Source organism: Bradyrhizobium sp. MI1.10 (genome assembly GCF_055811035.1).
The window spans coordinates 42,724-56,078 of sequence record NZ_JBVVPN010000026.1; the positions used below are offsets into that span (position 1 = coordinate 42,724).

Annotated in this window: 10 protein-coding genes; 3 read left to right on the plus strand and 7 right to left on the minus strand. The window is 63.0% G+C overall.

All coding sequences use genetic code 11. From position 1 onward, the window contains the following. Nucleotides 1-9: 9 nt before the first annotated feature. Nucleotides 10-378: a c-type cytochrome gene (locus AC0L3K_RS25535; protein WP_473367101.1), complete on the plus strand. Its 369-nt coding sequence runs from the start codon at nucleotides 10-12 to the stop codon at nucleotides 376-378. A 5-nt stretch (nucleotides 379-383) separates the two neighbouring features. Next, complete coding sequence (locus tag AC0L3K_RS25540; protein ID WP_473367102.1) at nucleotides 384-2,786, plus strand: glucose/quinate/shikimate family membrane-bound PQQ-dependent dehydrogenase; 2,403 nt, start codon at nucleotides 384-386, stop codon at nucleotides 2,784-2,786. On the opposite strand, the gene AC0L3K_RS25545 is transcribed toward AC0L3K_RS25540, so the two are convergent. Genes AC0L3K_RS25545 through AC0L3K_RS25555 form a run of 3 tightly spaced genes read right to left on the minus strand, consistent with a single transcriptional unit; the run spans nucleotide 2,746 to nucleotide 5,136 of the window. Then, on the minus strand, nucleotides 2,746-4,572 hold the full coding sequence (locus AC0L3K_RS25545) for an SDR family oxidoreductase (protein WP_473367103.1): 1,827 nt from the start codon (nucleotides 4,570-4,572) through the stop codon (nucleotides 2,746-2,748). The genes AC0L3K_RS25540 and AC0L3K_RS25545 overlap by 41 nt on opposite strands. Further along, a complete protein-coding gene (locus AC0L3K_RS25550; protein ID WP_354128837.1) occupies nucleotides 4,473-4,919 on the minus strand; it encodes a hypothetical protein in 447 nt (148 codons plus the stop codon). Before AC0L3K_RS25550 ends, AC0L3K_RS25545 begins: the two co-directional genes overlap by 100 nt. 22 nt (nucleotides 4,920-4,941) lie before the next feature. Continuing rightward, nucleotides 4,942-5,136, minus strand: a complete 195-nt coding sequence (locus AC0L3K_RS25555) for a hypothetical protein (RefSeq protein WP_083869813.1) — start codon at nucleotides 5,134-5,136, stop codon at nucleotides 4,942-4,944. A gap of 1,231 nt (nucleotides 5,137-6,367) precedes the next feature. Between AC0L3K_RS25555 and AC0L3K_RS25560 the strand changes: the two genes are divergently transcribed. Further along, complete coding sequence (locus tag AC0L3K_RS25560) at nucleotides 6,368-8,062, plus strand: MASE4 domain-containing protein (RefSeq protein WP_473367104.1); 1,695 nt, start codon at nucleotides 6,368-6,370, stop codon at nucleotides 8,060-8,062. Between the two features lie 113 nt (nucleotides 8,063-8,175). Here AC0L3K_RS25560 and AC0L3K_RS25565 read toward each other — a convergent pair whose 3' ends face one another. The 4 genes from AC0L3K_RS25565 to AC0L3K_RS25580 all read right to left on the minus strand — a co-directional run bounded on the left by AC0L3K_RS25565 (nucleotide 8,176) and on the right by AC0L3K_RS25580 (nucleotide 13,312). After that, nucleotides 8,176-9,093 carry a DUF2950 domain-containing protein gene (locus AC0L3K_RS25565; RefSeq protein WP_473367105.1) on the minus strand — a complete coding sequence of 306 codons (918 nt, stop codon included), beginning with the start codon at nucleotides 9,091-9,093 and terminating at the stop codon, nucleotides 8,176-8,178. After that, the gene (locus AC0L3K_RS25570; RefSeq protein ID WP_473367133.1) at nucleotides 9,090-10,724 is read right to left on the minus strand and encodes a DUF3300 domain-containing protein; all 1,635 of its coding nucleotides are present in this window, start codon (nucleotides 10,722-10,724) and stop codon (nucleotides 9,090-9,092) included. Before AC0L3K_RS25570 ends, AC0L3K_RS25565 begins: the two co-directional genes overlap by 4 nt. 104 nt (nucleotides 10,725-10,828) lie before the next feature. Further along, the gene (locus tag AC0L3K_RS25575) at nucleotides 10,829-11,734 is read right to left on the minus strand and encodes an ABC transporter substrate-binding protein (RefSeq protein WP_473367106.1); all 906 of its coding nucleotides are present in this window, start codon (nucleotides 11,732-11,734) and stop codon (nucleotides 10,829-10,831) included. Nucleotides 11,735-11,968: 234 nt separating this feature from the next. Beyond that, a complete protein-coding gene (locus AC0L3K_RS25580; RefSeq protein WP_354171347.1) occupies nucleotides 11,969-13,312 on the minus strand; it encodes a TAXI family TRAP transporter solute-binding subunit in 1,344 nt (447 codons plus the stop codon). Nucleotides 13,313-13,355: the final 43 nt, after the last annotated feature.

Genomic DNA, 13,355 nt, shown 5'->3' on the forward strand with positions numbered 1-13,355 from the left:
GGAGCAGCAATGCCAAATCCGATCGCGAAATTGCTGGTCACTGCACTGCTGGCCACGACAGGCGCCGCCTGCAACGCTGCGGGCCCGGACAATTTCATGGGCGACGCGCGCCGTGGCGCCGACCTCGTCAAGCAGTACCACTGCGGCGGCTGTCACGATATTCCTGGTATCGCCGGCGCCGAAGGCAATGTCGGCCCACCCTTGCATCGGATCGGCACGCGAAGCTACATCGCCGGCTACATCCAGAACTCGCCAGACAACATGGCCGACTGGATCGAGGATCCACAGCGGGCGTTGCCGGGCAATGCCATGCCGCGAATGGGCATCCCGCAGAAGGACGCGCGGGACATCGCGGCCTTTCTCTATACGCTGAAGTGACCATCATGACATCGACGCATCGTTCAACGAACTGGTTCCGTGAGGCGCCATTGCTGGCCATCACCATTGTGGTCGTCGCCATCATGGGATTGGGCCTCCTGGCTGGCGGTGCCTGGCTCGCGGCCCTGGGTGGCTCGGTCTATTATCTGATCGCGGGCATCATGCTTCTGCTCACGAGTTGGCTGCTCGCGCGCCGTCGCGCCGAGGCGCTCTGGACCTATGCCGCGCTGCTGGCGGGAACGATGGCCTGGGCGATCTGGGAAGTGGGTTTCGATTTCTGGTCGCTGGCGCCGCGCGGCGATGTGCTCGTGCCGCTTGGCCTGTGGCTGATGCTGCCCTTCATTGCCTCCCGCCTGGCGCCTCGCTTGCGCGCAGCGCGATGGGCGCTTGGCCTTGTCTTGATAGCCGCAGCCATCGTCGTCGGCATTTCCTTGACGAGTGATCGCCGCGATCTTGCCGGCACGATACCTGAGGGCGAAACAACCGGGGCCATCGCGGCTCCCGAACCGGACCAGCCCGCTGCCGCCGGGCAGAACTGGACGGCCTACGGCGGCAGCGCCTTCGGTACGCGCTTCTCGTCGCTGAGCCAGATCACCAAGGACAACGTCGAGAAGCTCAAGCTCGCTTGGGAATTCCGCACCGGTGACCACAAGGGCCCTGATGACCCCGACGAGATCACCAACCAGGCAACGCCGCTCAAGGTGGGCGATCTCCTCTACACCTGCTCGCCGCACCAGATCGTGTTTGCGCTCGAAGCCGCGACCGGACGATTGCGCTGGAAGTTTGACCCGCAGGTCCAGCACAACAAGGCGTTCCAGCACATGACCTGCCGCGGCGTATCCTATCACGCGACCATGCCCGGCGCGGTAACTGCCGACGGCACGCCGGCGCCGAGCGATTGTGCGGCGCGCATTTTCGTCCCGACCAACGACGGACGGATGTTCGCGCTCGATGCGCAGAGCGGCTCGCCTTGCGAGAGTTTTGGCAACCAGGGACAGATCGATCTCAAGCAAGGCAGCGAGATCCAGACGCTCGGCTTTTACGAGGGCACCTCGCCACCCGTCGTCACGGACAAGGTGCTGATCGTCGGCGGCGCGGTGATCGACAACTATTCCGATCGCGTGCCGTCGGGCGTCATTCGTGGTTTCGATATCTATTCCGGACGGTTGATCTGGGCGTTCGATGCCGGCAACTCCGATCCGAACGAAATGCCTTCGGCCTCGCATCATTTTACAGCCGGTTCACCCAATTCGTGGAGCATTTCGGCGGTCGACGAGAAGCTCGGGCTCGTCTATGTCCCGCTCGGCTCGAGCTCTCCGGATATCTGGGGCGGCGGCCGTTCGCCCGAAAACGAGCGCTACGATTCGGCGTTGATTGCCCTCGATCTCATGACCGGGAAACTGCGTTGGTCGTTCCAGAATGTGCACCACGATCTCTGGGACATGGATATGCCGTCACAGCCCAGTCTGGTCGATTTGCACTCTAACGGCGGCGTGACGCCTGCGATCTACATCCCGGCCAAGACCGGCGACATCTTCGTGCTCGACCGCCGCGACGGGCGTCAGTTGGTGCCCGCACCGGAGAAGCCGGTGCCGCAGGGCGCCGCGAATGGAGATCGGCTATCGCCGACCCAGCCTTTTTCGGAATTGAGCTTCCGCCCCTCCGGCAAACTCACGGACGCGCAGATGTGGGGCAGCACGATGTTCGACCAGCTCGCCTGCCGGATCAAGTTCAAGCGCCTGCGCTATGAGGGGCCGTTCACGCCGCCGTCTGAACAAGGCACGCTGGTGTTTCCCGGAGACTTCGGCATGTTCGAATGGGGCGGCATCGCCGTCGATCCACAACGCCAGATCGCGATCGCGAACCCTCAATCGATTCCCTTCGTCTCGCGGCTCGTGGCGCGCGGGAAGGACAATCCGGCCGCGCCGAATGCGGCGCATCCACCAGGAACCGAGCTGGGTGTGCAGCCGATGTACGGCGCCCCCTACGGCGTTGATCTCGGCATTTTCCTCTCACCGCTCGGCATCCCCTGCCTTGCTCCGCCATGGGGCAACATCGCAGCGATCGATCTGAGGTCGCACAAAGTGGCCTGGCAACATCGCATCGGCACGATCCGCGATCAGGCCCCGCTGCCGCTGCCATTCAAGCTCGGCGTTCCCATGCTGGGCGGTCCGATCGTCACCGCGGGCGGCGTCATCTTCATCACGGGAACGATGGATGACTATATCCGCGCGTTCGACGTTCGCGATGGCAGACAGCTTTGGCAGGACCGCCTTCCTGCCGGCGGCCAGTCGACGCCGATGACCTATGAGGCCGGCGGCAAGCAATACGTCGTCACGGTCGACGGCGGCCACGGCTCGTTCGGAACTAAACTCGGCGATTACGTGCGGGCCTACGCGCTGCCCTGATCTGCCTCGGCAGGACTTGTTTGTGCTTGGCAACGCCTTGTCCGGATCTGCCGGCGCGACGCGCAACTGCTGAAGCCAGGAGAGCCACGCCCGCAGCTAGTCCCAGTACCGCGAGCCCCTGACTGATGACATCGGCAGGTGGAAGCTGCTTGCGTGACAGCCAACCGCCATCGACCGCCGTGCCCTGCGGACCAGCTTCGATCATGGTGCCCTCACTGCTCTTTGCGGGGCGCGCGCGCGACAGCAGGTAGCGGAAGGCGGCCCCCACCATGTTCTCGGTAATCTGCGGAGCCATCGCGTAGGCAATTTGGCCGGCACGAGCCGGCCAGCCCACGGCGACTTCGTCACGGGGTGCGCGAACGAGGCTCACGAACGTCTCGGCAACGTCCTCCGCCTGATACAGCAGCGGACCGGGATCGAGCGTTCGGCCGGACATGTTGGCGCCGTGGACGAAGCCCGGCGTGTCGACCATGGCCGGGAAGACACCGCAGACATGGATGTTGCGGTGAGCCCTGAGCTCCTGACGCAGGCTCGCGGTGAAGCCCCGCAGGCCGAACTTGCTCGCGGTATAGGCCGCAGCAAAGGGCGTCGGCGCCCAGCCGCCGAGCGAGACGTTGTTGATCAGGATGCCGCGGTTCTGGCGGAGAAAGATTGGAAGCACCGCGAAAGCGCCATGCATGGTGCCGAGGAGATTGACCTCGATCGTTCGGCGATGAAGCGCAATATCCGCGTCCTGATAAGCCCCGAAAACGCCGGTGCCGGCGTTGTTGATCCAGACGTCGATGCCACCGAAGGCGTCTTCGGCCTCTCGGGCCAGGCGCTGCACCGCCTCGGCATCGGTGACATCGGTCGGGATCGCCAATGCGCGGCCTCCGAGCGCCTCGCATTCTGCGGCGAGGCTCGTCAGGACTTCAGCACGGCGTGCCGCCAGGACCACGCTTGCGCCCTTGCCGGCGAAGGCCAGCGCCGTAGCACGCCCGATTCCGCTCGAGGCACCGGTTATGACGACGCGCGTGCCAGTCATTTGCCGCGGCTCAGATCCGGAGCCGCCCGCCGGAAGCAGCCAGTGCAGGGATCGCCGAAGGCGCTCGGTTCCGTTCGCTTCGAACCAGTCCCCATGCGCGAAGATCACCCGCTCCGGCGACAGCCGTATGAGCCGCTCGGCTGCGGACCGCACCGAACGGCCGCCGAGGCGCAGCAGCAGTCGCAGATAGACTGGCGCCATTCCGTTTGGCTTGGAAATGCCGAGGAGGTTTGCCGCGGCCTCGTTTGGCGCGCTGAGATCGTTGGGATCGAGATTTTGCACGAGATCCGTCAGGATCAGTGTCCGGCTGCGCTTGTCGAACAGCTCGATCTCGGAGAACATCGGAGCGTTCACCGAGACGGCTTCGAGGTCGGGCCTCCATTCCTCAGGCGTCGTGTCTCCGATCTCTCTGTCGATACGGATGCGTGCTGCTCGAATTTGCCTGCGCGCCGCAAGGCCGCGCGCCGCGAACGTTGTCACCTGCGGCAGCTCCCTCTGCCACTCGGACAGGAACATCCAGTGCGCGATATTCGGCGCGAGCAAATACTTTATCGCGCCTAGCCGCTCCAACTCACCGCGGAGGGCCGCCGAATATCTCACCGGCGAATGCAGCACGAGATCGCCGTTCGACAGCCGAATGACGGTCATGCGCACCGGGAGTTTCAGACCCGTGGCGCTGATCGGCGCGTCGTCCACGACCCAGATATCGTCCGTCGCTCGCGACAGACGGGCCGTCGACAACGTGGAGTCGGAACTTTGCATGAGCGTCTTCCATCACAAGGCGTTTGCTCAAGCTTCGGGAGCGACGCTCGTTCCTCGCTAGGAGGCCCGAGCCTGCTTGCGGGCGTTGCGTCGGCCGGACGAGCTTCCATCAGATCAAGTACCGCGCGGCCCTTGTCCGTGATCCGCCACCCGCCATTTGTCCGATCGATCAGCCCTTGCGAAAAGATGTCCAGCCCCGGCACCCGCCCGGCAAGCCGCCGGGTGCGCTCGGTCCAGTCGCGACCGCTGGTCGCTAGAATGGCCATATCCCGCTTGAGATCCTCCATGACGGCGAACCCATCCGGGTAGCTCACCAGGATCTTGAGGACCGTCACTTGGAAATTCACCCCCGCCCCCACATGACCGTCGTCACATCGTCGGGACTTCTGAGAGAGCATTGCGGGCCGCTTGTTTGAGGCAATCCGCAGAGATGTCACCCCTGCTTGCAGTCTCCAGAAGCTTCGAGGCTACGCGGGTCCTGGCGCCGATCTCACAGCGTGGAACACCTTCACACACCTCATCGAGAACGGTGCGCAACAACGCCTTGGTCGCGGTATCGATCATGGAAAGCCCCAGCGGAAAGTTCACGGTAGAGCAATGGCTCCGGCCTGTGATTCAACATTGTTAATGATTTGAGAAATTCACGGGTCTGGCCACCCACCACCCTGGCGGTCTCGGGGTTGCCGAGTGCGCGACCTTCCTGCCTGGCATTGTGCGCGAGGTCGTGGAACCTCCCTCGCCAGCGGGCGGGCCGGATATTCCGACGGCGCAAGACCTGTCTCCGTCGATCGCGAGAATCGGATCATCCAGATCGATCCCCCGTGAAAACCATCACGCGCCTGCGGCGGATCAATCCGGGCCTGGTCTTTCAGCGGATCGCTAGGCGTGCCAGTCAGCATGGGTGATAGCAAACCGCGCAGTTTCGCGTCCTCGCGGCGCAAATCGCCCGAGCTTTGCTTGGTCATTCCACCCTCTTGTCCAAGAGGGCGCAGGGAAGGCCGGGTGCCGGCTGGCACCCGCGGTCCGCTGCGCGAAAAGCACACGCAGGAAAACCGCACAGCAGCATACAGGTGTAGCCAATCACTCGGCCTTCCCTGCGCGATGGTTGGACGGCTTATGCCGTGCTCTCCCGGGAGCCGAGTTCTCTTTGGCCTCCCTCGCCTTCGCGAAATTCACCGGCACCGCGCCGGTTGACGCAGATGCCGCATTCGCCAGGGCTTGACCGTAGCAACGACGGCCAGGACCACACGGTTTTGCCGTACGCACGGCCCGCCATTTCGCCGCAGTTTTTCCAGCCCTGTCGACGGAGCCGGAAACTTACAGACGAGACGAAGCCTAGCAGCGCCGCTCGTCGGAACGAAGCCTTGGGCTCACGGAGAGCAATCCGCCCTGCCCTTGGCCACTCGCACCCGAACGCTGCCGCGTCCACCGCAAGCCCGGCTCGCGAACATGACGACCACAAGATCGCCCCTCAAGGATGAGCCGGGATGGCCGATACATACGTCAAAACCGAATTTCGGTAAAGTGGAATATTTTTGCAAAGAGGGGTTGACGGCGCTGGCGGGTGTTTCGCTCGACGAGTCCCGCGGCTTTAGTTTAATGCGCAGCCTCATACTGGAGGGCCCCATGGCATGGAATCCGAGTCACTCTTGGCGACGTACGCGGAGCGTGTCCATCGGGAGCACACCATCCGCACCATTGGCGGGAGCCCCAGTCTATATCCACCTCTCAATCAGGCGCTTCACTGAGGGCGTTTAGACGAGTAGGATGTGTCTCGCGGTGCTCCGGAGGCGGCATGAGCCAGCGCAAGTTCATGGGACTTGGCGGCGGTGCGACAGCATCAGGGCCGGGCATTGCGCTAGCGAGCGAGCGATTGGCCAACGCAGCCGCCGAGCCCGCTTACGATGATGAGCAAGAATTCCCATTGGTCATCGCGAACATCCCCGCAACCCCCCGCCAAAAGGCCTGGGCCGTGGGTGTCGCCGTCTCGCTCATCGTCCTTGCAGCGGTCATCGCGCCGTTCGCCCGGATCCAATTGGGCCAGATCAATGGTTTCGTTCCAGTCTTGCAGACCGCGTTGGCCCTGGCCGAATTCATCACGGCAGCCCTGCTGTTTGCTCAATTTTCGATCCAGCCTCAGCGGGCACTTCTTGCACTCGCAAGCGGATACGTTTTCAGCGGATCGTTCGCATTCTTGCAAACGCTCGCCTTTCCGAACGGATACGCTCCCGCGGGTCTCATTGGGGACGGACTGAACAGCCCCGCTTGGCTTTACGTGCTTTGGCACACGGCTTTTCCCGCAGCGATCCTAGTGTACGGATTCACAAAGGATCGTTCCACCGCCGGCAGACCAGGCAGACCTGCGATAGCCGCGATCGTGTTAGCATTCGGCTGCATCGCCGCCACGGTGGCGGGACTGACGTGGATGGTGACCGCGAAAGCCGAGTTTCTCCCGAGCTTCTACGTGAATGACGTCAGGCATCAGACGCCTCTCGGTAATCAGGTCAACCTGATACTTTTGCTTTGGAATGTGACTGCTCTCACCGTCCTGTTTGCGCGCATGCGCACCATTCTTGACCTTTGGTTGATGGTGACTTTGCTCGCCTACCTGCCCAATTTCCTGGTGGCGATCATCGGCAGCTCGGTTCGATTCACCGTGGGTTGGTACGCAGCACGCGGTTTCGTTCTGGTCGGCAGCTGCATGTTGCTGACCATATTGCTCATCGAAACGATGTTTATCTATTCGCGCCTCGCCAGCGTCATCGCCCTGCAGCGACGCGAACGAGCGAACCGGCTTCTCAGCATCGACGCGGTCACTGGTGCGATCGCCCATGAGCTGAGATCGCCGTTGGGGGCCATCTCTCTCAATGCTGCGACAGGGCTCAGTCACCTCCGAGCGACCTCGCCTGAACTGGAGGAACTCGAGAACATCCTCTGTGACATCGAAGCCGATGGCAGCCGGGCCGCAGACATCATATCGAGCATTCGCGAGATGACGATCAAAACGGCGCACGGCGGCGCTTCGGCAAACGTCGAGGATGTCGCCGAGCTAGCGCGCAGGCTGCTGAGGCACGATCTCCTGGCCAATGGCGTATCAGTAACGACGGAGTTTCAGGGCAACATTCCTCCAGTCGTCCTGGACGGCACTGAGCTCCAGCAGATTCTCCTGAACCTCTGCAAGAACGCGATTGACGCAATGAGCTCTGTCCCCGCCGATCAACGAGAGCTGCGTATGAAAACCCGTCTTGATGGAGGCACTACGGTCCATTTGTCCATTGAAGATTCGGGCACCGGCATTTCGCCACGTGATCAAGAGCGCATCTTCGATCCGTTCTTCACGACGAAACAAGGCGGTATGGGATTGGGGCTGGCTATCTCCTGCAATTTGGCCGCAAGGTGTGGAGGAAAGCTGAGGCTGATCAAATCGGACGTCAAGGGCTCCATTTTCGAGCTGGAAATTCCAATCTCCGCTCCCGCTTCGGCGCGATGATGGTCCGGGACCGTCACGACCGTTCCGCATTTCGCTCACTTCATAGAGATCATGATCGTGCTGAGGTTGGCGACCGATACGACGGTGCCAGACGCACTATCTGCGTACGTCGCTCAGGGCTTTGCACCATCGACCTTCTTCCAGGTCTGGTCCGGATCGAATGCAGTCATGCGGGAAACGAGAACCTCGGTCCGAGGCCCGAGATCCTTCTGGTAGACAACGCCCGCATGGTTGACCAGGAAGGTCATGACGCCGGAATTGCCGTACTCGGCGGGCCAGGCGGCCAGCGCAAAACCTCCGATCATCTTGCCCTTGACCACATAGTTGAGCGCGCCACCTGGCGCGTTCGACCCCTGCCCCTTCAGGATCCGGAAATAATAGCCGTGATAGGGCGCCGCACCCTCCTCGGGCTTGTAGCCTTCGGCCGAAGCCTGCGCCGCCAATGCACCGAACGGGCTCTGGTCGTTGTCGTCGCGCCAGAACAGTCCATCCTTCTTGCCGGCACTGCTGACGATGCGCTGCGCGTACACGCCAATACCCTCACCGCGATCCTTGTCGGCGTATTCGTTCTCGGCATCGACAAAGGCGAGACTGGTCTGGATCGCGTCGAGTTCATTGCGGCCGATGCGGCGATACAGCACCTCAATGCGGCCTTCGGCGGTATCGAATTCCCAGCCGGTCCTGGTGTTGACGAGCGGGATCGGGAATGGGAAGTCGTCCGGGCCCAGCACCAGCGTCGCCTTCTTGTTGCCCTCCGCCTTGATCGAATGCTTGGCCTCATACATCGAGGTGAAGCGTTGCCGGATATCGGCATCGGCGACTTCGTCGCCGGACGAGACGATGTCCTCGGCAGCGCTGCCGAGGACTTTCAGGATGGCCCGGTCGGGCCCGCTTTTGACGGCGGCAGCGAGCGCCGCCGCTGCATCCTCCGGTGTCGGGTAAGATTGCTGCGCCCGGGATGGCGAACTCATGAGCGCCAGCGCCATGATGGCCGGCAGCGCGACGCGATGAAGCGACTTAAAGCTCATCATGGCATCACCTCCGCAGGAATCGTTGCGCCGCCGGCGAGCCAATCCCGATACGTACGGAATTTTAGACCGAGCTTCTCGTAATAGACCCGGAGATAACCATCGGCTCCGCGGGTAACCGCTTCTGGCTTCACCTCTTCGAATCCCTCCGCAATCCCCCCCACATAGGCCTGGGCGCTGCAAAAATCCCGGAAGCGGTAGAAACCATCCCCGTTGGCGATATCGCCGACCAAACCCACATCGGGCTTCAGCAGTTTGTCGGAGCGGCGCCCGCCGCCGCCACCGCCCCGGCCGCCGCCACCACCGCCCTGGAATCCGCCACCGCCGCCACCACGACCGGCGAAGCTCGCGCCGCCACCGCCGCCACGCGGTCCCATGCTCGCCATGCTGGCGTGACCGCGGGCCGATGCTGCGGCCGCCGAGCGGCCAGACGATACGTTCAGCGCACTCCCGCCGCGTGGGCTGCCGCCAGCTCGGTTCGCGGCCTTGGCACCGCCCCCCTTGGTCCCGGCGTTCTTGGCGCCCGCGTTTTTGGCACCACCCGCCTTGCCCGCGCGATCGCCGCCACCTTTGGCGCGATCGCCTCCCGCCTTGGCGCGATCCCCGGCGCCTTGACGGTCGCCACCTCGGTCGCCAGCGCGATCTCCCGCACGGTCACCGGCGCGATCTGCGCCACCAGGCCGATCCTGTCCCGGCTTCTGCTGTCCGTCGCGGCCGCGGAAATCCATCCGGTCGGCGGCGCCGGCCTTCAGATTGCTATTGCCGAAGCGCTGCTGAACGTTGGCGTTGTTGTAGCGTACCCCTTGGCGATGCGAGGGATTGTGCTGCCAGCCATTTCCGATGTTCGTGGTCCGGTGATTGATATAGACGTTGCGGTTGCCCCAGTTGCAGCCGCCGCCCCAATAATTGCCCCAGCGACCGATGGCCCAAGCCGTGCCGAAGGCGAGACCCGCCGCGACGACGCCTGCGCCGATGTAGGATGGGTAGCCGAAGTAATATGGTGGATACTCGTTGTAGGGCCACGCGCCGTAGACCGTCGCAGGCTCGTAGTACGGCACGTACATCGTATCGGGAACCGCCGGCTCGATCACGACCACCTGCCTGCTTTCCTCGGTCTTGACGCTCACCTTCTGCTGCTTGGTGGTCACCAGCTTTTTGTTGTCATAAGCCTTGGTCCGCAGCCGCTGGACCGCATCCATCACATCCGGCTGCTGTGCCAGCACGGCGTCGCCCAGCGCCTTGGTCCAGTCGAGCTTGTCGCTCATCATGGTCAGGACCTCGGCGGTCGAAGCTAGTGCCTTGATGCTGTCATCCCACGGCTGCTTCTCGACTTCCGTCTTCAGGGCATCACCCTTCAGAGTCTTGCGCTCTTTCAGCCAGCGATCGGCCTGAACGACTTCCAGAGGATAGGTGGACGCGGCCAGCACGTTAGCAAGCAGTTCGTCCGGATAGAGCGCAATCGGTGCGACCAGGGCTTCGAGCTGCTCCGGTTTCAGAAGCTCTGCGGCTTGCCCGGGGGGATTTGCCTGCTGTGGGCTGGAGGCCGGCGCCTTATCTGCGGTCTGCGCCGCCGCCGCCAGCGGAATCGCGATCACGAGCGCAAGCGCCATCAAGGTCCTGCCGCAGCAAAACATCAGATCCTCCATACACATGTCCGGCGATCATCAAACCCGAGAGCTGGCGTTTGTTGATCGAGATCAACGAAACGCTGCCTCATCCCCCGCCACGCCCGAGCAAGCTAGTCGATCAGCTCAGCCTCCATGAGCAATCGCTCCGGGATTGCCAGTCCGAGGGCGTGAACGGCTCTCATGTTGATGACGAGATCGAACCTCGTGGCGAATTGCACCGGAAGACTGCGGACCTCGGCGCCGCGAAGGATGCGAGCCACATAGCCAGCGCCATCGCGAAACTGCTGCGTCAGGTCGGCGCCATAAGACATCAGCCCGCCATTCACAGCATAGAAGCGGACGGCAAAGATCGCCGGCACGCGCCGCTGGGCCAGCAACGGGATCGCCATGGCGCTCTGAGCACTGAAGAAACCGCCATCCGGCAGCACGACGAGCCCGCTGCCATTCCGCGCCGCCGTCTCGATGACCCCCGCGATCTCGGCGCCGCTGCGGACGGCGACGCCGGTAACCGTCATGCGCAGGCGATTTTCCACCTGGTGTGCGGCCTGAAGATAAAGCGGCGCGTATGGTGCGGTCTCGGGATTGTACAGAAGCATCGCACTGCTCATGCTGGGTACCAAGTCCTTTAACAAGCTCAGCCATTTCCCGCTCATAGCATGCTCGTAAAGCGAGAAGCCGGTAAGATTGCTGGTCGGCCTTGCCAGATCGACGACGAGGCCTGTCCCGACCGGATCCGAGAGCCCGACAAAGATGATCGGAATGATCTGCGTTGCAGCCCGCAGCGCCCGTGTCGTCGCCGTGCTGGTCGCAAACAGCACGTCGGGTCCGGTGGCAACAAGTTCGCGAGCTTCACGTTCCTGCCATGTCGGATTGGAGCCCGGCCAGCGCACATCGAGTCGGTAGTTCTGATTGGCGATCCAGCCGAGGTCGGCGAGACCCTGCTGAAAGGCATTGACGCGCATCTGTGCGCCGCCATCGCCCACCAAATTGCCAGTCAGCACGCCGACCGACGGCATCGGCCGCGGTGCCCCGTCCTGAGCGCGCGAAAACCGGACAAGCAACTGCAGTCCCGATCAAGGCCATGAACTCACGGCGCTTCATTGCCCGTCCGCTATCCCCCTGATGTCCCGCACCCTTCGCATGACGCGATTGCTGAAGGAAACGGGGTTGGCGGCCGGAGGGTTTGATCAAGATCAAGGTCGCTGAGCTTGGGGTCGGCCGTGATTCGACTTGGTCTGGAGTGACCACCGTCAGGTGCGGTCAACTGGCTGACCGAGCGCTTGCTCATGTCCGTGCGCGGACAGCAGAATCCGACGGTCGTGAATCAGGCTCTGAAGACGATGCGCAGCGACATTCAATGTCGTGACATCGAGCGCATTCTCGTCTCCTGCAGCGGCCTTGGCGCGCTGGCCCTGGAGCACCCGGTCGATCTCGACCTCGATATCGGACAGTTCGGCCTCCGCCTCCGTCCTGCGTATCCGCGCGCCCAGCGCATACAGCGAGTCCAGGCCCCGTTCATCCTTAGAGGGATCACGCACCTGAAGGAATTTCCAGGCCGCGGCCAGCACCGAGATGAGGCCGCCCAAAATCATGGGCGCGAGAAAGATGATGTTTCCCCATTCGTCCAGAAAGCTCTGCTGCGTTCCGTTGTAGAATGCTGCGGCGCCAGGATGAACCGGGAGGAAGGCGTCCGAATCCGTGCTCGGCGCGGTCATTTGAGAGAGTATCGGCAATTCCCCCAGCAGATCCCTGCGTGCCTTCATCAGGGCGTCGGCGAGGCTGCCGGCCACCTCAGCGCTGAGCTGCTTTCGCGCGACCACGTAGAAAGAGACCCGCAACGTGGTCAGATCCTCGCTCGGGATAGGCGGCGAACCGCGCAGCGTGCCCTTCGGGACATCGAAGCTTTCATAGGCGCGCTGCTTCTCCGCGATGGCACCGGCCGCATCGATCGGAAGCAGAACCGGCGCGGTCTTGGGCGTCTGCAGAAAAAGGCCGCGTAACAGAGCAAGATATTTTTCGGCAAGAGGAACGACGACCAGGATCGCCCGCACCTCCTTCGCATCGAGTGCACGCCGCGCATCGGCCGGCTGGAGATTGCGGAACGTCACATTGGCACGTCCCAGACCGTATTCGTCGCTCAGAACGTCGATGAGCTTGCGATTCATCTCGCCGCCGATCACGCCGACGCTGGTGCGCTTCAGACCAGCGATTTCGGTAATGGAGGAGCCCGGCGGCGCAACCAGCAGGACAACGGCGTGGGCGAGAACCACGATAGCCTGCGCCTGCGATAGGTCGCCGACGTCGCCCCGGACGACAGCAAGCTCGACCTTTTCCGCCGCAAACTGCTCGGCAGCATCAACCGCGTTGGTCGTTTCCACCAGTCTGAGCCGGACCGGGGCGTTCACCACGGCAAGCCGGCTCGCCAGTGCCGAGACCAGACGCGCGGCCTCACCGTCCAGCGATCCGACGGCGATGGTCAGCGTCGTGGGGCGAGAATACCACCGGTAGCCGAACAGGCCAGCTCCAAGCACGAGCACGACAGCGCTGGCGACAATGAAGGAACGAAGCCAGATCGGCATTTTTGCGGGGACCATGTGGCGCTCACAGTGAATATGCGCTGACTGGTCGGACTGGCTC